A 22,329-nucleotide genomic window follows, 5' to 3' on the forward strand; every position below is an offset into this window, starting at 1 on the left:
ATACGAACCGGCCTCTCGAAATTTGAACGCAGAATTTGAAGCGAAGGCTTCGTAAAAATTTCAGGCTGTTTAAGCCGGAAAGGCGAGTTCCTGAAATTCAGAAGACAAGCGAAAAATTCAGGGCAAATTTCGGAAGCCTTGATTTTTTTGGTTCGTTTTTTCATCAAGGAAAAAATGAACATATGCAGATATTCTATTGAGCATGGAAGCCTGAAGAAATAAGCGTAAAGCTTTCAGCTTACAGCTTAATACTTATAGCTATTATCTTCATTCCAAGACAGAAAGCTTTAGCCTATCGCTTAGCGCTTAAAACTATTGGCTAAAAGCCAATTTTTTCTCCAAAAAATTCTTTGCTATTATGAGATTTGTATTAAATTTGCCCCTGCTTACCGTAAGGCGTAGCCTGCAGGCAAGTCCGCAATAATCGCTATATAAGCATAGCGGAAGTTCTTAAAAAACGCGAAAATAGCTCAGTTGGTAGAGCGCCATCCGCCTCAGGCGGATAGAGGTCGCTGCCATACAAAGCTACGTTCTTATAAATAATGCGAAAATAGCTCAGTTGGTAGAGCGCCACCTTGCCAAGGTGGAGGTCGCGGGTTCGAATCCCGTTTTTCGCTCTTGAAATATTAAAAATGAACCCCGGTTTGTCGGGGTTTTGTTTTTCGCTCGGATGGTGGAATTGGTAGACACGTTGGACTTAAAATCCAATGACCAGCAACGGTCGTGCGGGTTCAAGTCCCGCTCCGAGTACATAAAAAAGCCCTGAATAACAGGGCTTTTTTTGTTTAATGCATTTGCGGGTTCATCCCGATAGCTGTCGGGACCCGTTCCGAGTACCAAAGACCCTCTTAATCTTTAGATTTTGAGGGTTTTTGTTATAGAGTTGCGCCGTACTTCTTAAAATTCGAAAGAAATAATAGTTAGGATAGGGCAAAAAATATCCCAGCTAGCTCCTATTCTCAATTTCTTTATAGTATTCCTGGAGTATGTAAAATGCTTTTTTCTTATTTCCGTTATTATCTATAAGCCCCTTGCGATTCCATCCCTCCTGAAATCTGGGATGATTCCTGCGGGGAGATCTGAAGTCCGTAAGGATCCAGGGAGACATACCCGTAAAATTTTCAGGCATTCTTTTCATCATTTTAATGGTTTCCTTAAAATACCATGCCTGAAATTCTTCCGTCCAACGCTGGTTCCTATCCCCATGATAGCCCGCTTTCGCTCCTGCCCCTGTTTCACTGAAAAATAAAGGTTTGTTATAGGTTACCTCCCAGGTGGAATTCTCTTTGGCCGAGGGTAAGCCGCCATACCAGCCCAGGTATTCATTGACCGAAACTATATCTATACTTTCCCCCAGGGGATCGTTTATAATATTCCTGCCATTTTCACGATGAACCTCAAGGGCGGCAGAGATCAGTCTGCTGTTATCCATAGCTCTGGCAGTTTGAACCAGTGATTTCATAAATGCCGTCCTGTGTGGGCTCACCGGTGTTTCGTTTCCTACAGACCAGATGATCACCGAAGCCTTATTCCGGTCACGGATGATCATTTCTCCCAACTGTTTTTTTGCTTTTTCCAGCACTTCCTCACTTCTGAAATTTATGGTCCAGTAAACCGGGATCTCAGACCATACCAGCATCCCCAGAGAATCAGCGGTATGGGTCATATATTCGTTATGAGGATAATGTGCAAGCCTCACCATATTGGCGTTCAGCTCTTTTGCCCAGTCCAATAATTGTTGTGCGTCTTTTTTATTGCGAGCGCGCCTAACTTCCTGAGGGATCTCCTCATGAATACTTATCCCTCTTAAAAAGATCTTTTTTCCGTTTAAGATCACGTCCTTTCCCGCTACCCTGATGTCTCTGAAACCTATTTTATCCCTTAAAGTATCTTTCCCGTATATGAATTCCACCTCATATAATTTAGGGTTTTCCGGGGACCAGAGTTCGGGTTTTTTAAAGGGTAATTTATATTCGAGATGTTGCCCGTTGATGCTTAGTTTTTCTTTCAGCTTTAATTCCGGAATGAAAATGGTGATTTCCGAATTCTCTGCGGGTTTATTCAGTTTAAAATGTCCTTTAAGAATCTGGTTCTTCCTGTCTGCCGAAAAATTTTCCGGATCCAGCTGAAGGGAGTATTGCTGAATAAAATTATCGGGTAATAGGAGGAGCTTAACATCCCGGGTGATGCCTCCAAAATTCCACCAGTCAGTATTTACGGTGGGGATCTCTTCGGGACTTCTTTTATTATCCACTTTTACCACCAGGAAATTTCCCTTGGCTTTCAGCAGGCCAGGGGGGATTTTAAAATTGAAAGGGGTAAAGCCTCCCTTATGCATCCCTAGTTTTTTGCCGTTGAGGTATACATGTGCCTCGTAATTCGCAGCGCCAAAATACATATAGGCTGTTCCCGAGGTCTGAGCTTCAGTCAGATCGAATTCCCTTTGATACCATACACTGCCTTCATAATATTTAAAAACCGGATCCTGTGAATTCCAGTCGCCGGGAACCTTAAGGCTGTAATTGTCGCTATATGCATGTTCAATACGATCTGAAGGCTCTTTTATTACCGGCCGGTTCCAGTAGGCTTCGGGATCGGCTTCGTTGCGTTCTTTGTACCGGTAATTGTAAAACCCGTTCTCATAGGGGTCTATGATATAATGCCAGTCTCCATTTAGGGAAATATGATCCCTGTTATGTGTGTTAATGATGAGATCTTCCTGAGCAGTTAATGGAAAGGCGGTTAGGAACAGAATAAAGACAAGAATATAAAGTAGTTTTTGGTTCATCGAGGCTGAGTTTTCAGATAGCTATTGCAAACTGATGTGCCCTTACGTGGGCTTTCACATCGGTTACGACTAAAATAACTATTAATATCCAATTCTTCCTACATGAAGCTATAGAACTGTGTAGGTCGGGTGGAGGGATTTTCCAGGGCAAGGAAGGGATATGGATCACATTCAATTCAGGATGAGCAATAAAAAAAATACCGTCGTGGCAGTGCTTTTATCAATTTTAGAGATGGCATTCTAGGTAAGCATCCGTAATAGTTTCTCTGGCCTGGTTTTTAAGTACTTCACAGAATTCAGTCTTTGAGAAATTATTAAAATATGATCTCCTTCATCGCTGTCTGTCCTCAATAACATCTCTCCTCTTCAGATTGGCTTTTGACATTAACTTTTTCCTTTAACAAAATTTTAGTAAAACCCTCTCCAAGTTTACTTCGTAAGTATTAGTGAAATCAAACTTTATTAATTAAAACTTTTGAATTATGAAAAAAGCTAAACACATTTTAGGGATTGGCGCCTTATTCGCAGCCAGTTTGTTTCTAATCTCCGCAGATCACATTGATGCACCGGCCGTACAGGGTGGATCAAGTGATATCACAGATTTCTATGCCTTCCAGGGGGAAAACACAGATAATATGGTGTTTGTTGCTAATGTACAGGGACTGTTAAGCCCGGCAGCAACAGCAGAAGCCTCTTTTGATGAAAGTGTAATGATTGAGTTCAACATTGACAACAATGGGGATTTTGTGGAAGATCTGGTAATCCAGGCAGTACCAAGAAATGGGAAAATGTATATCCTTGGACCCGTAGCACCCGTCCAAACAGGCCTTTCCAGTATGCTGACTGTTGAAAGTGCAAAAGATGTCAACTCTGTAAATATTACGGCATATGGAGAAGAAGCACAGGTTTCATCTAATAAGGGGATATCTGCTTTTGCAGGGCCACGTGATGATCCTTTTTTTATGGACTTCGCACAGTATAGCGCGATCATAGCAGGGGAAGCATCAGGATTTAACAATCCGGGAACCGACACTTTTGCCGGTACAAATGTTATGTCTGTTGTAATAGAAGTACCTAAATCCATGATCGGTGGTTCAGGAACCATCAATACCTGGGTAGAATCAAAAAGAAAACAATAATCCACATCAAAAACAAAGACTATTATGAAGATTTCAAATAAGATTTTAGGACTAACCTTAGTAGCTGGCCTTCTAATGAGCTGCGAAACAGAAAACCTTTCAGGTGAAGGAATGGGAGTAGATAACAACCCGAATTTAGCAGGCACCTATGTGCAGGAAGATCAAATGGGAAGACCGGCAGTGAATACCGTCTTCGTTTCCTCGGGTAGTAAGGATGAATTTAATGTAACCATCCCTTCTGAGCAAAACGAGTCGTTTCAGCCTATGTTTGAGTCCACTTTACTGGCTCTTAATCCGGGTTATACTACCAATGCTTTAGGTATGGACGCTTCAACCTTTACCAGTGCTCTGGCTACCGATGTGTTAAATGTTTCTCTTGACGGAACCACTACCTTCTATGACGGCACAAATGTCTTAACCGGACGTGCTCTCACAGATGACGTGATCACGGTAGAGCTGTTACTGATCTTTGGAGGGCCCGATTTCTCTGAAAATCCGGATTTTTCTGATGACCATGTTGATTCCAACGATAAGGAATTTTTATCTTCCTTCCCCTACCTGGCATCACCGCATTAGACCCTCTTATATTAGGGCATGCTGCCTTTGGTGTGCTCTAATACTTTTTAACCATCAAACTTAAAAACTATCATTATGTTCAATAAATATTACTTAAGTCTTTCCTTTTTGGTACTTGTGTTCGTAAGCTGTGATAAGGTGCCAGACCAGGTTTCTCAAAAAGAGGATTATGATAAATATCTTCGGGAAGATACTGCAATGACGGTCGAAAAGATCAAAAGAGATCATGCTTTTTGGGAAGAAAAGCTAATGAAAGACTCCACGCAGTTTCCCTATTTGGTGCAACTGGCATCAGCGCAGACCAACTTATTCGGAGCGACCGGTGAGATAGAATATCTCATCCAGGCCGAAAGAAATCTGGCAGCCGCAAACCAAAAGACGGGCTATAGAAATGTCTCCTATTTAAAAAGCCTGGCCAGGAATTACATTGCGCAGCACCGCTTCAGTGAAGCTTTGTCTCTACTCAAGTCGGCTGAAGCCCTTGGCGAAAAGATCAATGGGACCTACAAAATGCTTTTTGATGTACACATGGAACTCGGAAATTATGAAACTGCAGAAACTTATCTTAAAAGAATAGAAGACAGGAGTGATTTTGATTTCCTTTTGCGCTACGCAAAATGGAGTGATCACAAAGGTGACCTAAGCACAGCCATAACCTATATGGAAAAAGCGACCGAAAAAGCAGAGCTGATGAACCTTAAAGGTTTGAGGCAGTGGTCTTATACCAATCTTGCGGACTTCTATGGCCACAATGGAGAAATTCAAAGATCCTATGAGCATTATTTAAAAGCACTCGAATTGGATCCTAATGACGCGTATGCAAAAAAGGGGATTGCATGGATCGTGTACTCCCATGAGCGCAATCCTCAGGAAGCTTTACGCATTTTAAACTCAATAACCACGCAATACAAGTCTCCGGACTACCACCTCCTAAAAGCAGAGATAGCAGAATTCATGAATAAAGGATCTTTAAAAAAGCGAAACCTGGAGGATTATTTTGCAACGTTGTCAAATGAGAACTACGGTGTGATGTACAACACCAGCAGTGCCATACTTTATGCTGAAGAGTTCGAAGAAACTGCGAAGGCTATGAGCCTTGCGCAATTGGAAGTCGAACAGAGATCTACTCCTCAATCCTACGACTTGTTGGCATGGATCTATTATAAGCAGAGCGACTATAAAAAAGCTCTGGAAATTGCAGAAGAACATGTTGTAAACAGAACTTTTGAACCTGAAGCCCTTTACCATCTTGCTATGATCTATAAGGCCGCAGGGAAAATGGAAGAAGCACAGAAACTGAAAAAGGAACTACAGGAAAGTTTATACGAACTGGGGCCCGTTGCAGAGCGGGAGATAAGACAGATATAATTAAAAAGTGAATGTATGAAATTGCGTTATCTCACATATTTCTTTTTTGTTATCTCTATTAGTACTTGCTTTTCTCAGCAGCGAATAAAAAATGTTCATGTTGTCGTAGAGTACTATGCAGAAAATGAGAAATCCTTCCGATTCTTTGAAGCATCAGAAGATCTATTTCAGGTAGGCGTTCTTTCCGGTGAAATGAACAATTTTGATATTTCTGTTAACTTCAGAATGGAAGATGAATTGAGTAGTGAGGCGGGATATACTGTGTTTTCTGAAGTAGCATATTTCGATCTCCAATTAAATCACAAATTAGGCCCCTTCAACATAAGCTGGTCTATAGAGAACCTGCTCAATTCCAACAGCCCCAGCTTTGCAATTGAAGGATCGCTGGAAAGAGCTTCACCAGTTATTGAGACCGTAACTTTTGCACATGAAGCAGATTTCTTGATAAGTTCTGCAATAAGCTACAGGTTTTAGTTATCATATTTTTTGGTTGGTTAGGTAGGCGTCTGTCAATTCTTTGGCAGGCGCTTATTTTTAAACTGAAAGGAGTAATGGATAATTAGGATGCAGCTGCTACCACTCCAATTGTGAAAAGTTGCTCCATTGTAGGCGTTTCACTTCCACCAGCCGGTTCCAGGGTGATCCCGAAAGCTTCTGAATCGTTTGGATTTGCAATACGGAAGATCTTATTATCATCTGTAGAGAAGTCATCAAGGGTTCCCAAACTGGTTGGAGTTAAAGGAGACATTTTTAGTGACCAGACTTGATATACCTTGCCTCGGGGAGGTTCGGGCAACCCCTGGGCATCCAGATAAATATTGTCGTCCTTTCTATTCCAGTATACCTTGGCATAGGCTTCTGGGTTGATCTGCTGCCCTTGCAGGGGAACAGTGATAATATTTTTATCCCTAAGAATAGCAACCAGGTTTTTTACTTCAGCAAGATCGGAATTAGCTTTTTCAATTTGCTCTTCCAGTATATCATTGTTGGTTTCCACCACCTGTATCTCCTCTTTCAGATTATCCAGTTCATTCACCGTATAAATCAAAGCGATTCCTGCTATAAGGGCCGCTGCCCAGCCGGAGTAGGTTATCCAGGAAGAACGACTTCTCTTAATAGGAATCACCTTAGAAGTTTCGTCCTGTAAATGAAGTTTAGATTTTATGGAAGGAAAGAATTGTTTTGAATCTGAAGGCGAAGCGGCTGCAGTCAAAGAGACAATGGAAGATTCTATCTTCAATACCTCTTCGTGTACCTCAGGATATTGCAGCATCATATTGTGCACCTCTTCATTTTCCTTTTCAGAAAGGGCCCCTGCCACGTAGAGTTCGAGAATTCCTGATGCTATGTACTCATTTATATCCATTGATTATACTCCAAGCATTTGTCGCAATTCATTTATACAATTTCTGTTCCTGGTTTTGATCGTCCCGATAGGTATTTTGAGAGTTTTGGAAGCTTCTTTTTGGGTAAATCCTTTAAAATAAAGTAGATCGATGATCTCAGTGCATTTTGCAGCAAGTTTATTTACAAAAGATTTTATTCCAATTCCATCTGTAGCTCTACTATAATTCTCCTCGGTCTCCAATATATCTACGAAAAATTCGCTGTCAAGGTTTTTTCGAGCATTCTTAAAGTCCTTGGAGCGGGTCTTGTCTATGGCCGCGTTTCTTGCAATATTCAGCAACCAGGTAAAAAATCGGCCTTTTTTGGAAGAATAAGAATCTGCATTATGCCATGCCTTCAGGAAAACATCCTGCATTACTTCCTGGGCAATATCATGATCCCGGACGATATTATAAATTACGCCATGCATACTTTCACTGTACATATCGTACAGGGATTCGAAAGCCTTTCCGTCTTTTTGCTGAAATTTTGAAACGAGGGCGTTGAGCTCCATAAAAAGTTTTGCTGAACTAATGTAGGAATTTAATCTTTACCGGGCATGGTTTCTTAAGGAATGAAAATTTCTTTTATGTGAAGGAGCACCAATATTCTGAGTATTTGTAGTTATTTCAGGCTTGGATCTTCATTAAGTTCTATATAAAAGACACTGGTTAACCAAATCAATTGTTGGAGTGTTTTGTTGAGGTTGTTTTTATAAATAATCAATGCGGTGTTTTGACTATTAAACTACATTCCGGAGGAGTTTCAGCCGGGACAGATTTTCCGCAGATGTTAAGGGACAATGCCAAAGCGCGACACTTCTTCTAAATTATTAGTAGTTTTTTAAGGCTTTATCCTGCTGTGTCTTTATTTTTTTTAGGTTTTCTGCTCAATTATTTCTAACTCATTACCATAGGAGACCAGCATCTTTTTAAATTAATTTGTAGACCGGATGAAATAACTCAACCTCGGATTCCTCTCAGTAAATCTTCTATAGATTCTTTTTCCAATTCAGCTTTGAGTACCAAAGACCCTCTTGATCTTTAGATTTTGAGGGTTTTTTGTTTTGTAACTTAGGGATAATGACTTCAAATCAGATTTCTCCCTGCGGTCGAAATGACCGGAAAATACAGTAAATATTTATGGCTTTTTAATAGTCATCTTGAACGAATGTGAGAGATCTTCCCCGGTTCCATTCCTTTTCTTTTTCCCATCGCCGGAAAAAGAAACAAAAAGGTCTAGGCTTACGAAAATTTAAATGAATTTTTCGCTCAGCAGCTAAATTTTAGGAACTCGTCCGCTTTGGGCGGACTCAAACAGCCTAAAATTTTACGCTGCTTTCACTTTAAATTCTGGTTTAAATTTTCGGTATGCCGGGGTTTTTAAGAAGGAAATTGAATTTTCTATTTTTCAGTTTTAGAAAGGTGAGCTCACCAAGATTGTTGTAAAATAAAAGTCCTCAGTTTCGACTTCGGGACCCACAGGCTATAAATCTTTTAAAAATGAATAGCTGTTTGAAAGTCATCTCGAACGAATGTGAGAGATCTATTTTCAGTGTCCTTCTTTTCTGGCAATAATTTTAATCTAGATTTCTCCCTGCGGTCGAAATGACCGGAAAATACAGTAAATATTTATGGCTTTTTGATAGTCATCTTGAACGAATGTGAGAGATCTTCCCCGGTTCCATTCCTTTTCTTTTTCCCATCGCCGGAAAAAGAAACAAAGAGGTCTAGGCTTACGAAAATCTAACTGAATTTTTCGTTCAGCAGCTAAATTTTAGGAACTCGTCTGCCTTGGGCAGACTCAAACAGCCTAAAATTTTACGCTGCTTTCACTTTAAATTCTGGTTTAAATTTTCGGTATGCCGGGGTTTTTAAGAAGGAAATTGAATTTTCTATTTTTCAGTTTTAAAATGGTGAGCTCACCAGGATTGTTGTAAAATAAAAGTCCTCAGTTTCGACTTCGGGACCCACAGGCGAAAAATCCGTTAAAAAAGAATTGCTGTTTGAGCCCGCCCCAAAGCGGGCGAGTTCAATTCTTTTAGGATTCGAGCCGTATTGGGTGAACAAGAAACTGAAGACTAGATTTTTTGTTTCTTTTTCATCAATGGAAAAAGAAAGGAATAAAATCTTTTTGTTTTATAACCTTCTACGAATAATCCTCATCCAGATTTCTCCCCCGAATCCTCGGAGTCGAAATGACCAGAAACTATAAAATTAAATTCATATTTAATTGTTCTCTGAAAAGTCATCTCGAACTAAGGTGAGAGATCTTCCTCGGTTCCATTCCTTTTCTTTTTCCCATCGCCGGAAAAAGAAAGAGATAAAACATTTTAATTAAGCATTCCTAAGAGTTTTTCTGCTGCCGGGCCTGAAGATGCCGGGTTCTGTCCCGTTACCAGGTTCCCGTCTACCAGTACATATTCTTCCCAGTCACCGGCTTTGGAGTAGATACCTCCGTTTTCCTTTAGCATATCCTCAACTAGGAAAGGCACCACGTCGGTTAACTGTACAGCTTCTTCTTCGCTATTGGTAAAGCCGGTTACTTTCTTGCCTTTTACCAGGGGTTCGCCATCTTTGCGCTTAACATTCTTTAAGGCAGCCGGAGCATGGCAAACAAAACCAATAGGTTTATTCGCAGCATTAAAACTTTCAATCAGGCTGATGGAATCTCTGTCCTGCGAAAGATCCCAAAGCGGACCGTGACCACCGGGATAGAAGACAGCGTCAAAATCTTCAGCCTTCATATCAGACAATACCTTAGTGTTGTTGATCACTTTTTGCGCCGCCTCATCCTTGTGAAATCGCCTGGTATCCTCGGTCTGGGCATCTTCGGTATCAGAGTTGGGATCTATGGGAGCTTTCCCTCCCTTGGGACTCGCCACCGTGATATCCACACCTTTATCCAGTAATTTATAATAGGGACTGGCGAATTCTTCTACCCAGAATCCTGTTTTGTTTCCTGTATCTCCCAGTTTGTCATGGGACGTAAGTACAAATAATACTTTCATAGCTTTTATTTTTAGATTTATATGATCCCGACTTCTTCATTTTCGGCGGGATCTCGTTATAAAGCAAGCTAAGTATTTTCATATGGTTTTTGTGTTATAGAAAAACTAAGATTTTGGTGAGGGAAGCTACTTTAGGCTTTTATTTAGAGGTGTTGAGGTCTTTTCCCGGCTTATAGGTTTTTAGCCGAAAAAAATGTGCTCAGTTTCGACTTCGGGACCCATTGGCGAAAAATCCGTTAAAAATGAATTGCTGTTTGAAAGTCATCTCGAACGAATGTGAGAGATCTATTTCCATAGTCCTTCTTTTCTGGCAATAATTTTAATCTAGATTTCTCCCCTTCGGTCGAAATGACCGGAAACTACAGTAAATATTTATGGCTTTTTAATAGTCATCTTGAACGAATGTGAGAGATCTTCCTGGGTTCCATTCCTTTTCTTTTTCCCATCGCCGGAAAAAGAAACAAAAAGGTCTAGGCTTACGAAAATTTAAATGAATTTTTCGCTCAGCAGCTAAATTTTAGGAACTCGTCCGCTTTGGGCGGACTCAAACAGCCTAAAATTTTACGCTGTTTTCACTTTAAATTCTGGTTTAAATTTTCGGTATGCCCTATTTTAAAGGAAAGTGAAGCTCTGATTTTTTCAGTTCCATTAAGATCAGCTCAAAAGTCATTTTACTTCAAAACCTGGTTAATCAACCTATCTTTTTTGCAAGTGTAGTGCTTCTCCGGCGTTAAGAATTTTTGAAGCCCTGGAAAAAATTTAGCCGGGGAAGTACGGTTCTAATTTTGCGGTGGCAAAATTGGAAACACCTACAAAAAAGTGTCCTTTTTTTGGTTCGTTTTTTTGGACAGGCAAAAAAATGAACTATCCTAAAACCTCTTTATCTCCATAGAGTGTATTCAAAACCTGGTGAGTATATCTCTGTTCCATTCCTTTTCTTTTTCCCATCGCCGGAAAAAGAAACAAAAAGGTCTAGCCTTACGAAAATTTAAATGAATTTTTCGCTCAGCAGCTAAATTTTAGGAACTCGTCCGCTTTGGGCGGACTCAAACAGCCTAAAATTTTACGCTGCTTTCACTTTAAATTCTGCTTTAAATTTTCGGTATGCCGGTTTTTAAGAAGGAAATTGAATTTTCTATTATTCAGTTTTAGAAAGGTGAGCTTACCAACATTGTTGTAAAATAAAAGTCCTCAGGTTCGACTTCGGGACCCACAGGCTATAAATCTGTTAAAAATGAATTGCTGTTTGAAAGTCATCTCGAACGAATGTGAGAGATCTATTTCCATCGTCCTTCTTTTCTGGCAATAATTTTAATCTAGATTTCTCCCCTTCGGTCGAAATGACCGAAAACTACAGTAAATATTTATTGCTTTTTAATAGTCATCTTGAACGAATGTGAGGGATCTTCCTCTGTTCTATTCCTTTTCTTTTTCCCATCGCCGGAAAAAGAAACAAAAAGGTCTAGGCTTACGAAAATTTAAATGAATTTTTCGCTCAGCAGCTAAATTTTAGGAACTCGTCCGCTTTGGGCGGACTCAAACAGCCTAAAATTTTACGCTGCTTTCACTTTAAATTCTGGTTTAAATTTTCGGTATGCCGGGGTTTTTAAGAAGGAAATTGAATTTTCTTTTATTCAGTTTTAGAAAGGTGAGCTCACCAACATTGTTGTAAAATAAAAGTCCTCAGTTTCGACTTCGGGACCCACAGGCTATAAATCTGTTAAAAATGAATTGCTGTTTGAAAGTCATCTCGAACGAATGTGAGAGATCTATTTCCATGGTCCTTCTTTTCTGGTAGTAATTTTAATCTAGATTTCTCCCTCCGGTCGAAATGACCAGCAAACATTAAAGAGAAACTCAAAATTTCCTTAACTTTAAGTATGAACAGCCAGTATACTATTATCATCGCCGGTGCCGGGGGGATCGCCCGGGCCGCCGGACTCATGCTCGCGGAATTAAGCGGCGTGGTGCCCAATCTTTTTATCCTTAACCGAAGCCTGGAAAATGCTCAAAAAATGGCCCACTGGCTCCAAAAAGGATCTTCACGGGGAATCCAGGTGGAGTGTTTTGAGCTGCCCGAAGATGAGATCCCGGTTAGAGTTAGGGAGGCCCTGGAGAGTGCAGATATTTTGCTTGACTGTCTTCCCGGAAGTCAGGCTCCCGGGATGGCCCAGCTGGCAAAGGACTTTAATTTGCATTATGCCAATCTCACCGAGTATGTCTCCGAAACCGAAACTATAAAGAACCTGGCTGCCGATACCGGTACGGGTTTCTTATTACAGACCGGCCTTGCGCCCGGTTATATAGATGTGCTGGGGAATCACCTTTTCCAGACCTTCTGTAAAAGATTCAATGTGGAGAAAGCAGATTCCATCGCGCTAAAAGTAGGAGCGCTTACCCGGCATGCCGTGGCCCCGTATTATTACGGATTCACCTGGAGCCCGGTTGGGGTAGCCACCGAATATCTTAAAGACGCTGTGGTGATCCGTGACTATAAGGAGCGGACTTTGCCTTCGCTTTCTGAAAGAAATCGCATTATCATAGACGGAAAGACCTATGAAGAAGACCTTACCTCTGGTGGCGCGGCCGACCTGCCACAGAGCCTGAGCCATAAAGTGAGGAAGCTTGACTATAAGACGCTGAGGTTTCCCGGGCACTATGCCTGGGTGGATGAACAGCTTACACTCATAGGGCACAGCCTGCATATAGTAGATGAGCTACAGCAAAAGATGGAGGATGTGATCCCTCATATAGAAGAAGACCAGATCATATTGTATGCCTCGGTAGAGGGGAAGGATGATAAAGGCGCCAGGCGCAAATTAGAGGTGTCCAAGAAGATCCTGCCACAAAAGATAGGTAATCACAGGCTGCGCACCATTCAAACCACCACCGCGGCTCCCTTGCTGCAGTCTGCCATGCTGTTACTCGAAAGCTCCGCCAAAGGGGTGATCCTTCAAAGCGAGATCGAAACCGCTGACTTTTTAAATGGCCATTTTATCAAGCCGATTTATGGGGAGATCGTTTTGGAATTGTAGAACGGGGATGGTTTAACTTCTGGTTGTTTTTATTTGCGACATGTCTTGTCGTAATCTTGCTTTATTCTTGTACTGAATGAAATTTCAACATGAGAAAACTCGAGATCACCCTTACCGAAGAACAATTCAAACATATCATTGCAGAGCGTAACTACGGCAATAGAATCAATCTGGAAGAAGAGACTTTTGGGGGCTTCGAACTGTGTTTACGTGTGGCTAGTCCAGATGTATTCCCGGCCACTCTGGAAATGAAAATGATGAATACCATAGACCTGGGAGAAGTAGAATGGAAATTCTTAAAAATTTAGATTATGGAGGTATATAGAGAAAAGCTGATCATGACTTATAAAGAACTCCTCGCGTTTCACGAAGAGTTACTTACTCGCATCATAAATGTAGGGATGACGGGAGAAATGGAAGATGTAAATAAGGTATTTGAGAAAAACGATATTTTTCAGTTTGAAAAAGAAATGTTTCGTGGAACCAATGACCAGAATCTGAATTTGCTATTGGAACTTCATGACCAGCTGGAAGATACTATGAGCAATTTTGCTAATATTAATAATATCACCCAGGAGGAATTAGATAATTTTGAAGAATAGTTCACTTTATAACGGCTTTCCGCTTTTTCTTCTTTAAGAAAATCTTTAGATTTACGAGCATTCCGCATTTACCCTACTTCGCGGATATATCCTTGATTTAAAATTACACGCTATAAATGGCAATAAAGAAATCTGAATTATACAGCTCGCTTTGGAAGAGTTGTAATGAATTACGAGGCGGGATGGACGCTTCCCAATATAAGGATTACGTACTCACCTTGCTTTTCGTTAAGTATGTTTCGGATAAATACGGACACAAAAAAAACAGTCTCATCGAGGTGCCCGAAGGGGCTACTTTCGAAGACATGGTCGCACTGAAAGGGAAACCGGATATAGGTGACCAGATCAATAAGAAAATCCTTAAGCCATTGTTTTCAGCTAACGGACTGGAAGGTTCGATGGAACTTGTTGATTTTAACGATGAGGACAAGCTGGGTAGCGGTAAGGAAATGGTGGACCGTCTTTCCAATCTTATCGAGATCTTTCAGAATGAATCCCTGAACTTTAAGAATAACCGGGCTGAAGATGATGATATTCTTGGAGATGCCTATGAATACCTAATGCGACATTTCGCTACGGAATCAGGGAAAAGCAAAGGCCAGTTCTATACTCCGGCTGAAGTTTCTAGGATCCTAGCAAAGATCATCCAGGTTGATAAGGCCACTTCCTCCTCTTTTACAGCTTACGACCCGACCTGTGGTTCGGGTTCCTTATTGCTGAAAGTAGCAGATGAGGCTCCGGTGCATATTTCGTTATACGGACAAGAAAAAGACATCGCCACCAAAGGTCTGGCAATCATGAATATGTGGCTGCATGCCTATCCCGATGCTTTGATAAAAGGGAAGAATACGATCTCAGATCCTCAATTCAAGGAAAAAGGAGATGAGAGTTCTTTGAAAAGATTCGACCGGGTGGTGGCCAATCCGCCTTTTTCCATAAAGAACTGGAGTAACGGTATCTCTCCTTCTGATGATACTTACAGAAGATTCCTGGGATATGGAATCCCGCCTGATAAAAATGGGGATTACGCATTCCTGCTTCATATTATCGCCTCGCTGAAAAGTGACGGAAAAGCAGCAGTGATCCTTCCTCATGGCGTCCTTTTCCGTGGAAATGCCGAGGCAGAAATTAGGCAGAACCTTATTGAGAGAAAGATCATTAAAGGTATTATCGGTCTGCCGGCCAACCTTTTCTATGGTACCGGGATCCCTGCCTGTATCATCGTTATCGATAAGGAAAATACCGAAGATCGAAAAGGCATCTTTATGATAGATGCTAGTAAAGGTTTTATCAAGGACGGAAACAAGAACCGACTCAGGGAACAGGATCTTCATAAAATTGTAGATTTTTTCAATCACCAAAAGCCATTCGATAAGTTTTCCAGGCTCGTCAAGTGGGATGAGATCGAAAGCAATGAATACAACCTTAACATTCCGCGTTATATAGATACACAGGAAGAAGAGGATATCCAGGACCTAGACGCGCACTTGAATGGCGGAATTCCAAACCGGGATATAGCCGGACTTCAGAAATACTGGGAGGTATATCCCAGTCTTCAGAAAGATCTATTTGAACCACTTCGGAAGGGATATCAAAAGCTGAAGCCGAAAGCTTCAGAAGTAAAGGACCGTATTTTCGAACATGAAGAATTCAGGTCTTATTCAGAAAAAATAGATAAGGTATTCACGGGCTGGAAAGAGGAAGTATATCCTGAGCTTACGAATATCAATAAGGAAACCGCGCCTAAGCAGTTCATTCATCATATTTCTGAGAAACTGCTCGATGCCTATTATGATAAGGCATTGATAGACCCCTATGATATCTACCAGCATTTGATGGATTACTGGAAAGAAACTATGAAGGATGATGTGTATATCATTATTGAGGAAGGCTGGCAGGCACGTGTTAAGCGGATTATTGAAACGAATAAAAAAGGAAAGGAAGTAGATAAAGGCTGGATCTGTGACCTGTTGCCAAAACAGTATATAGTTGAAAATTATCTCGCTTCTGAAAAAGCGAAACTGCAGGAGCTGGAAGGCCAACTAGAAGCTGTGGAAGCTGAACAGGCTTCATTGGAAGAAGAACATGCGGGTGAAGAGGCTGCCTTAAACGAGGTGAGTTCTAAAAAGGATGCCGAAACAGCCTTGGAGGAATACCTGAATCTGGCTGCAGAAGCTCATTTTCCGAATTCCTACCAATCTTTAAAGGAAGCTGAAAAAGAAGTCGAAAAATATACCGAAGAAAAAATTGGTCTGGAAGAGAAAGCAGAGCTGGAAAGCCTTGCGAATTCAAGAGGGAATATAACCAAAACTGCTGTTTCCAAACGATTGAAGCAACTCCCTGAATATGGAAACGAATATAGTTTGCTAAGCCAGTGGCAGGAGGTCTATAAATCACTTACTGCAGCAAATAAAAAGCTTAAAAAGCAGTCTGTCGAAATCCAGGAAGCCGTGGAAGAACTAGTAGTTGATGATTCTGAGAAAGAGCATATAGCAGAAGTAAAGATCATCCTGACTTATCTGCAGAATGAAGAAGCCATTAAACACCTGAAAAAAGAAGTAAAAGCCCAGGACCAGCTTTTAGATGAGCTTGCTTTAAAGCAGTATCCAAAATTGACTGAAGCCGAGGTGCTAGACCTGGTACTGAATAAAAAATGGCTGGCTAGTCTACAACAGACCATACAAACCGAAATCGACGCCATCTCTCAAAGCCTTACGGGCAGGATTAAGGAACTGGCCGATCGCTATGAAAATACCTTAGGAGAACTTGATTCCGAAGTGGAGGAATTTGAAGTGAAAGTTTCCGCTCATCTTCAAAAAATGGGATTGATATGGAATTAATTGATCAAGAAAGAACAGCTTTTAAAAGGACAGAAATTGGTGAAATTCCTAAGGATTGGAAACTGGAGCGAATAGATGAATTTGCAAAAATAAAAACGGGTGATAAGGACACACAAGATAGATTAGAGGAAGGTTCGTATCCATTTTATGTTCGGTCCCAGAAAGTTGAGAGGATTAATTCATTTTCATTTGAAGGAGAAGCTGTATTAACCTCTGGAGATGGTGTTGGAGTGGGAAAAATTTTTCATTATTTGAATGGAAAATTTGACTATCACCAACGGGTCTACAATATTCATAATTTCAGGAATGATGTCAGTGGTAAATTTTTCTACTACTATTTTTCAAATCATTTTTACGACAGAGTAATGTCAATGACTGCCAAGTCATCAGTGGATTCAGTCAGGAGAGAAATGATTTCTGATATGCAAATTCCTCTTCCGCCAACTCTCGAAGAACAGAATGCAATCGCCACCACGTTAAGCAATACCGATGATTTGATCGCCGGCCTGGAAAAGCTCATCGCCAAAAAGAAAGCTATCAAACAAGGTGCGATGCAGCGGTTATTGACTCCGCCTTCCAAAGGAGGAAAACGTTTGCCCGGGTTTAGTGAGGAGTGGGAAGAGAAAAGATTAAGCGAAATTGCAATATGTCTTGATAATCTCCGAATTCCATTAAATCAATCCCAACGGAATGATATGTCTGGAACAATTCCATACTGCGGAGCTAATGGCATAGTTGATTATGTAAATGATTATACAGTAGATGACGATATAATATTAATGGCTGAAGATGGAGGTTATTTTGATGAATATAAAACTCGTCCTATTGCTTATAGAATGAACGGCAAATGCTGGGTTAATAATCATGCTCATATTATAAAGGCAAATTCCGAGAATTGTCAAAACTTCTTATTTTATCAATTAGTTCATAAAAATATTATGGATTATATAACGGGAGGTACAAGAGCCAAACTCAATAAATCCGCGTTGATGAATTTGCCCGTATGGGTAGTCAATGATTTAAAAGAGCAGGAAGCAATTTCCCGAATTTTAAATGATATGGACATAGAAATTGAAGCCTTAGAGGCTAAAAAGACAAAATATGAGCAGGTCAAGCAGGGGATGATGCAGGAATTATTAACCGGGAAAACGAGGCTGGTTTAATTATGTGGTATCAAAATCTAAGTTTGTGGATAGATGTTTCTAAAATACTTGCACCTGTAGCTCTGGGTTTACTTGTGTGGTATTCCACTAGAAAATATAATAAAACACAAACAAGTCTTTCGAATGACAGATTGGAAAAAGAGCTTTTCACTGAATTCAACAAACGTTATGATAAGCTAAATGAGTGGCTTGAAATGGTTGTTCAATTCGAAAATCTCAAGCAGTTGCAGGAACATGAAAAAAGTGATTTGATAAGGTATAAACTTAATGATTACTTCAACTTATGTGCAGAGGAGTTTTACTGGTATAATAAAGGTAGAATAAATCCAAGGATCTGGACGAGTTGGAAAAAAGGCATGGATAGCTGGTATACCTTTGATGTTATAAGAGAAGCCTGGGAAGATGAAGTCGAGAAATATGGGAAAACTGCCTTCTATATGGGTCCTGAGGATAAACTTTTCAAAGCAGAATAATGAAACTGGATCAAATGGTTTTTGAAATAAATAAACTACTACAGGAATATTTTACAACAAACCCCGAGGTCAAAAAGATTCCTGCCAAAGACCTAATGCCGGAATTTATAAAACAACAGATTTTTCCAAAAGATCATCGTAACGGTTTACCTATAAGAAATCTCTTAAGGAAACTGGATAAAGCGAATCAGCTTGAATCAATTCCATTTGCCTATCCTGAAAGAAAAAGCGCTAATACTAACTGGTATTTTGTTCCTTTAGGAAAAGGTTTAATTAGTCAGGTGTATTTTAAGCCTGAGAAAACTGTAAAAAAAATTTGCAGATCAAATAGCAGACGAGACAGTGATGAAACTTATGTGATTGATCTCTGTGATGAGATACTTGATCAGAAATCTTCCCGCCAACACAAGTTTGATTTTCTTAGAGGTGATTCCGGTAGAAGACTGCCGGTGGATGCCTTCTACGAAAAATTAAATCTTGTTATAGAGTACCGAGAGCGCCACCACTCCGAAGCCGTTTCTCATTTTGACAAACCGTATAAGATGACGGTAAGCGGAGTGCATAGAGGAGAACAACGAAAGATCTATGATCAGCGAAGGAGAGATTTACTACCTGAATATGGCATCAAACTAATCGAGATTGAATATACACAGTTTGAGTATGATGGTAGAAGAAGGATTGTGCGAAATAGAGATCGGGATTTAAGGATTTTAAATAATTTAATAAAATAAAAATTAACCAAGCTTAAATATGATAACCGAAACCATTAAAAAATCTAAGGAGATTAAGGAAAGTCAAACTTCCCCAAATCGTTTAGATAACTTATATACTTATATAATTACTAATCGTAAGCATGAAAGATATGATTGGCATTTTGAATATAAATGGCTTACATCTCAGATTGAAGTAATTCGCCAAAACCTAAATCAAGGAAAATCATTTGCAGATAATAGTCATCACCACGAAATCTTCAGAAATACGTCTTGGGAAAATGATGAACAAGCATTTGAAAATTTCATGAGTAAATTGATTACTGAAGACAGTAATGGTATTTCTTCAAATGGTCAATCTATCGTTAGTAAACATAATTTTACAAATGAGGCAGGACTTTTTTTAAATGATCCAATTTTTGTTTCGGCTGTGGAAGAAGTAATAAAAAATCCAAATTACGATGCCTTTCATAATTTAATTTCAGCTTGGAAGGAGCAAAAAGATAAAGGTGATAATGTAAAAATGAATCATCTTCTGATTAATAGAATAGTTGCAGCTAGTACATTAGACGTTTCTTCTACTGTCAATGAAGATAAATTTGACGTGGTTTATAAATATCTAAAAGAAAATGGATTAATTTCAAAATCCGGTGATGAGACTGATTGGTATGAGAAAAATATTCATGTCATAAAGGAATTAAAAAATGGATTATCTCATTATAAAGATGGAATCTCAAAAAAAGATGATGATGTATGGCTAAGCATATTTGTATGGGAATTATATGTTTACTTGTCAAAACCATTTGTCTTACAAAAACAGGTGATCCGTTACGGTGCTCCAGGAACGGGAAAAACGTATACTGCCCGTCAAGATTCTAGGCTACAGTTTGATATCTGGCAGGCTGAGTTTAATCCTAAATACGCTGGAAATAAAGAGGACCATATAGAAACAGTCCAATTTCATCCTTCTTTTGGTTATGAGGATTTCATAGAGGGACTTAGACCTGTTCCAACCGACAATGGAACTGAATTGAAATTGGTTAATGGTGTTTTTAAGGAGTTTTGTAGAAAGGCTTCGAAATGGGAAGCCGATGTAGTAAAAATGCTGAACGGAAAGGATTTCGAATGGAGAATCTATACTATTGAAGATTTTCTTAAGGATCTAGAAGACCAATCTATTGAATTGAAGGAAGATTGGAAGTTTTTAACTGAAATTATAGAACCATCTAAAAAATTGCTGGCAAATGCACTACCTCCATATTTTTTTATAATTGATGAGATCAATAGAGCTGAGCTTTCTAGAGTATTGGGAGAACTGATGTTTAGTTTGGAAAACCGAGGGGTAAAAGGAGCTATAAAAACACAGTATTCGCATTTAAATCAAGATTCAGATTCCTTAATTAAATCAGGAAACAATCATTTGTTTTTCGTTCCTGTTAATGTTTATGTAATCGGCACTATGAACACTATTGATAGAAGTGTTGAAAGTTTTGACTTTGCTCTTAGAAGAAGATTTTACTGGGAACGCAGGAATCCTGATTATATGGTTTTGAGATATCACTACCATCAATTGGGCCTACACGGTTGGGAAGAAATGGTTGATAACCTTCAGGAATTAAATAAGAGAATAAAAGATCATGATTTATTAAGTGAAGACCATCAAATAGGTCATGCTTATTTAATGAATCTTCCATTTCGAAATGATATTTCGAAACCCGAATTAAAAAGGCAAGTTTGGCAATCTAGAATCGCACCCCTATTGGATGAATATCTAAGAGGTACTGGTTCAGATTCATCTCAATTTAAGTCATCCTTTAATGTCTAAATATTTAACTGACATATTAGAATCTGGGGATATATTAGATAATCAAGAATATTATGCAAATAAAGGTAAACTGTTCAATTTTCGTTTGGGGGAGATCCAATTAAAAGAACCATATGGAGTAAAAAACGCGGGATTTTACCGTAAAGTTTTTGATTTTCTTATTAGCGATATTGGTAGTATCAACAATAAAATAAAAGAAAGTAAAGGAGATATATTTCTTTTTGGAAGAAAGAACTATGAGCATAATACTGATGATCCCTTGATTAAATTAACTGGTCTTGACCGTAACAACTTTAAACTAGACACGGGTAATTTAATTGGTGAGATAAAAATTAATGGGTATAAACTAAAGATAAGTTCCCGTTTTGGGAATAATTTTTTGCGATATATAATAGCAGATTCTGAAGGATTTTTAGAAATTGAAGACTCTGGAGGTGTTCATCAAAAGTCATCTTATGAATGGCTGATTTATCACCTCTGGCTCACCAAATTAAGAAAAGCCTTTCGTTTAGGTGTTCCTAAATCATATGTGAAAAAGAGTGAAAAATTGAATTATCTAAGAGGTAATGCAGATTTAATAGATTATTATCAAAATCCTGAATCTGGAAAATTGACTTGTGAATTTAGGAGCTTGAGTTCGGAAAATGCTGCGACTAGTTTAATTGCCAGTGTATTTAAACAAAATGAGAAAAATACTTTTTTGCAAAATGAAATAAATTTAAGAGCTGCATTTTATATAGCTTCCGAAGGAAAATTTATTTCCTCCCAACAAGTAAATAAGGTTAAGCCATTTTCTAATCCTTATTACCAGCCATATAATGATGTACTTTCACTTTCCAAGCTCATTTTAAATCGGAAAAGTCTTGAATTCGGAAACAAAGAAAATAGTAGTGCATTCTTGTTTGATGTATCAATGCTCTTTGAGTATTTCGTAAAGCGATTATTTATGAGATCAGGATTAAATGTTTTAGATAAGACTTCAAATACTCATAAAATTCCTAAGGGGTTTGGTAAAAAACATGAACTACAACCAGATATAGTTATAGAAGAGGGAAGAAAGTTCGCCATTTTTGATGTAAAATATAAAAATTTTGATTTTTACCATGGTGTAAAAAGGGAAGATCTATTTCAGATACATACATATGCTGGACAGTATCTGAATGCTGGTAAGGTTGTGAGCACTGGATTTGTCTATCCTATTTCTCAGAATAAATATAATAGATATTGTAACGAAGGATATTTCAAAGAGGGTAAACCATATTATCACGAAGAATTATCAATAGGGAATAAAAATATCGACTTCTATGTTTTTTTTGTAATCGTTCCAGAAGAGAAAAATTTCAAAACTTTTCAGTCACTATTTTCAGCAAATAATCAAGCTTTTCAAAAAGAAATTTGCAATTTAATCTAGATA

General features: G+C 39.1%; 17 protein-coding genes and 2 tRNA genes. 15 read left to right on the forward strand and 4 right to left on the reverse strand.

The window, feature by feature from the left end; translation table 11 throughout:
• Positions 1-544: 544 nt before the first annotated feature.
• Positions 545-617, forward strand: a tRNA-Gly gene (locus tag EZJ28_RS02195).
• A 47-nt stretch (positions 618-664) separates the two neighbouring features.
• Positions 665-750, forward strand: a tRNA-Leu gene (locus EZJ28_RS02200).
• A 196-nt stretch (positions 751-946) separates the two neighbouring features.
• Here EZJ28_RS02200 and EZJ28_RS02205 read toward each other — a convergent pair.
• Positions 947-2,788 carry a glycoside hydrolase family 2 protein gene (locus tag EZJ28_RS02205; RefSeq protein ID WP_131394401.1) on the reverse strand — a complete coding sequence of 614 codons (1,842 nt, stop codon included), beginning with the start codon at positions 2,786-2,788 and terminating at the stop codon, positions 947-949.
• Positions 2,789-3,270: 482 nt separating this feature from the next.
• Between EZJ28_RS02205 and EZJ28_RS02210 the strand changes: the two genes are divergently transcribed.
• The 4 genes from EZJ28_RS02210 to EZJ28_RS02225 all read left to right on the forward strand — a co-directional run bounded on the left by EZJ28_RS02210 (position 3,271) and on the right by EZJ28_RS02225 (position 6,345).
• Positions 3,271-3,927 carry a DUF4331 family protein gene (locus EZJ28_RS02210; RefSeq protein WP_131394403.1) on the forward strand — a complete coding sequence of 219 codons (657 nt, stop codon included), beginning with the start codon at positions 3,271-3,273 and terminating at the stop codon, positions 3,925-3,927.
• A gap of 24 nt (positions 3,928-3,951) precedes the next feature.
• Entirely contained in the window at positions 3,952-4,503 is a 552-nt protein-coding gene (locus EZJ28_RS02215) for a DUF4331 family protein (protein WP_131394405.1), read from the forward strand.
• A gap of 75 nt (positions 4,504-4,578) precedes the next feature.
• The gene (locus tag EZJ28_RS02220; RefSeq protein WP_131394406.1) at positions 4,579-5,871 is read left to right on the forward strand and encodes a tetratricopeptide repeat protein; all 1,293 of its coding nucleotides are present in this window, start codon (positions 4,579-4,581) and stop codon (positions 5,869-5,871) included.
• 15 nt (positions 5,872-5,886) lie between these two features.
• Positions 5,887-6,345 (forward strand): hypothetical protein, encoded by a 459-nt coding sequence (locus EZJ28_RS02225; protein ID WP_131394408.1) that lies wholly within the window; start codon positions 5,887-5,889, stop codon positions 6,343-6,345.
• An 85-nt stretch (positions 6,346-6,430) separates the two neighbouring features.
• Here the strand turns inward: EZJ28_RS02225 and EZJ28_RS02230 are convergent, their stop codons facing one another.
• The 3 genes from EZJ28_RS02230 to EZJ28_RS02240 form a co-directional block, all read right to left on the reverse strand.
• On the reverse strand, positions 6,431-7,237 hold the full coding sequence (locus EZJ28_RS02230; RefSeq protein WP_131394410.1) for an anti-sigma factor domain-containing protein: 807 nt from the start codon (positions 7,235-7,237) through the stop codon (positions 6,431-6,433).
• A gap of 3 nt (positions 7,238-7,240) precedes the next feature.
• Complete coding sequence (locus EZJ28_RS02235; RefSeq protein WP_131394412.1) at positions 7,241-7,771, reverse strand: RNA polymerase sigma factor; 531 nt, start codon at positions 7,769-7,771, stop codon at positions 7,241-7,243.
• A gap of 1,818 nt (positions 7,772-9,589) precedes the next feature.
• Entirely contained in the window at positions 9,590-10,267 is a 678-nt protein-coding gene (locus tag EZJ28_RS02240) for a type 1 glutamine amidotransferase domain-containing protein (protein WP_131394414.1), read from the reverse strand.
• Between the two features lie 1,880 nt (positions 10,268-12,147).
• On the opposite strand from EZJ28_RS02240, the gene EZJ28_RS02245 reads away from it, so the two are divergent.
• The 9 genes from EZJ28_RS02245 to EZJ28_RS02285 all read left to right on the forward strand — a co-directional run bounded on the left by EZJ28_RS02245 (position 12,148) and on the right by EZJ28_RS02285 (position 22,326).
• Positions 12,148-13,302 (forward strand): saccharopine dehydrogenase family protein, encoded by a 1,155-nt coding sequence (locus EZJ28_RS02245; RefSeq protein ID WP_131394416.1) that lies wholly within the window; start codon positions 12,148-12,150, stop codon positions 13,300-13,302.
• 89 nt (positions 13,303-13,391) lie between these two features.
• Positions 13,392-13,610 (forward strand): hypothetical protein, encoded by a 219-nt coding sequence (locus EZJ28_RS02250; RefSeq protein WP_131394418.1) that lies wholly within the window; start codon positions 13,392-13,394, stop codon positions 13,608-13,610.
• 3 nt (positions 13,611-13,613) lie between these two features.
• Positions 13,614-13,904: a hypothetical protein gene (locus EZJ28_RS02255; protein ID WP_131394420.1), complete on the forward strand. Its 291-nt coding sequence runs from the start codon at positions 13,614-13,616 to the stop codon at positions 13,902-13,904.
• 116 nt (positions 13,905-14,020) lie between these two features.
• A complete protein-coding gene (locus EZJ28_RS02260) occupies positions 14,021-16,744 on the forward strand; it encodes a type I restriction-modification system subunit M (protein WP_131394422.1) in 2,724 nt (907 codons plus the stop codon).
• Positions 16,735-17,907, forward strand: coding sequence for a restriction endonuclease subunit S (locus EZJ28_RS15965; protein WP_165499018.1), 1,173 nt, complete (start codon positions 16,735-16,737; stop codon positions 17,905-17,907). The genes EZJ28_RS02260 and EZJ28_RS15965 overlap by 10 nt, the downstream gene beginning before the upstream one ends.
• A 2-nt stretch (positions 17,908-17,909) precedes the next feature.
• On the forward strand, positions 17,910-18,380 hold the full coding sequence (locus tag EZJ28_RS02270; protein WP_131394424.1) for a hypothetical protein: 471 nt from the start codon (positions 17,910-17,912) through the stop codon (positions 18,378-18,380).
• On the forward strand, positions 18,380-19,111 hold the full coding sequence (locus EZJ28_RS16100) for a hypothetical protein (protein WP_207388423.1): 732 nt from the start codon (positions 18,380-18,382) through the stop codon (positions 19,109-19,111). The genes EZJ28_RS02270 and EZJ28_RS16100 overlap by 1 nt, the downstream gene beginning before the upstream one ends.
• A 19-nt stretch (positions 19,112-19,130) precedes the next feature.
• Complete coding sequence (locus EZJ28_RS02280; RefSeq protein WP_131394426.1) at positions 19,131-20,915, forward strand: McrB family protein; 1,785 nt, start codon at positions 19,131-19,133, stop codon at positions 20,913-20,915.
• Complete coding sequence (locus EZJ28_RS02285) at positions 20,908-22,326, forward strand: restriction endonuclease (RefSeq protein WP_131394428.1); 1,419 nt, start codon at positions 20,908-20,910, stop codon at positions 22,324-22,326. The genes EZJ28_RS02280 and EZJ28_RS02285 overlap by 8 nt, the downstream gene beginning before the upstream one ends.
• The last annotated feature ends 3 nt before the right edge of the window (positions 22,327-22,329 follow it).

The sequence above is a fragment of the Gramella sp. KN1008 genome, from assembly GCF_004332155.1.
Lineage (GTDB): Bacteria > Bacteroidota > Bacteroidia > Flavobacteriales > Flavobacteriaceae > Christiangramia.

What these genes read in the sequence shown, in the direction of transcription:
- EZJ28_RS02245 (WP_131394416.1), top strand. Translation starts at nt 12,148, where the DNA reads ATGAACAGCCAGTATACTATTATCATCGCCGGTGCCGGGGGGATCGCC.
- EZJ28_RS02230 (WP_131394410.1), bottom strand. Translation starts at nt 7,237, where the DNA reads ATGGATATAAATGAGTACATAGCATCAGGAATTCTCGAACTCTACGTG.
- EZJ28_RS02215 (WP_131394405.1), top strand. Translation starts at nt 3,952, where the DNA reads ATGAAGATTTCAAATAAGATTTTAGGACTAACCTTAGTAGCTGGCCTT.
- EZJ28_RS02235 (WP_131394412.1), bottom strand. Translation starts at nt 7,771, where the DNA reads ATGGAGCTCAACGCCCTCGTTTCAAAATTTCAGCAAAAAGACGGAAAG.
- EZJ28_RS15965 (WP_165499018.1), top strand. Translation starts at nt 16,735, where the DNA reads ATGGAATTAATTGATCAAGAAAGAACAGCTTTTAAAAGGACAGAAATT.
- EZJ28_RS02260 (WP_131394422.1), top strand. Translation starts at nt 14,021, where the DNA reads ATGGCAATAAAGAAATCTGAATTATACAGCTCGCTTTGGAAGAGTTGT.
- EZJ28_RS02210 (WP_131394403.1), top strand. Translation starts at nt 3,271, where the DNA reads ATGAAAAAAGCTAAACACATTTTAGGGATTGGCGCCTTATTCGCAGCC.
- EZJ28_RS02225 (WP_131394408.1), top strand. Translation starts at nt 5,887, where the DNA reads ATGAAATTGCGTTATCTCACATATTTCTTTTTTGTTATCTCTATTAGT.
- EZJ28_RS02285 (WP_131394428.1), top strand. Translation starts at nt 20,908, where the DNA reads ATGTCTAAATATTTAACTGACATATTAGAATCTGGGGATATATTAGAT.
- EZJ28_RS02240 (WP_131394414.1), bottom strand. Translation starts at nt 10,267, where the DNA reads ATGAAAGTATTATTTGTACTTACGTCCCATGACAAACTGGGAGATACA.
- EZJ28_RS02280 (WP_131394426.1), top strand. Translation starts at nt 19,131, where the DNA reads ATGATAACCGAAACCATTAAAAAATCTAAGGAGATTAAGGAAAGTCAA.
- EZJ28_RS02255 (WP_131394420.1), top strand. Translation starts at nt 13,614, where the DNA reads ATGGAGGTATATAGAGAAAAGCTGATCATGACTTATAAAGAACTCCTC.
- EZJ28_RS02205 (WP_131394401.1), bottom strand. Translation starts at nt 2,788, where the DNA reads ATGAACCAAAAACTACTTTATATTCTTGTCTTTATTCTGTTCCTAACC.
- EZJ28_RS02220 (WP_131394406.1), top strand. Translation starts at nt 4,579, where the DNA reads ATGTTCAATAAATATTACTTAAGTCTTTCCTTTTTGGTACTTGTGTTC.
- EZJ28_RS02270 (WP_131394424.1), top strand. Translation starts at nt 17,910, where the DNA reads ATGTGGTATCAAAATCTAAGTTTGTGGATAGATGTTTCTAAAATACTT.
- EZJ28_RS02250 (WP_131394418.1), top strand. Translation starts at nt 13,392, where the DNA reads ATGAGAAAACTCGAGATCACCCTTACCGAAGAACAATTCAAACATATC.
- EZJ28_RS16100 (WP_207388423.1), top strand. Translation starts at nt 18,380, where the DNA reads ATGAAACTGGATCAAATGGTTTTTGAAATAAATAAACTACTACAGGAA.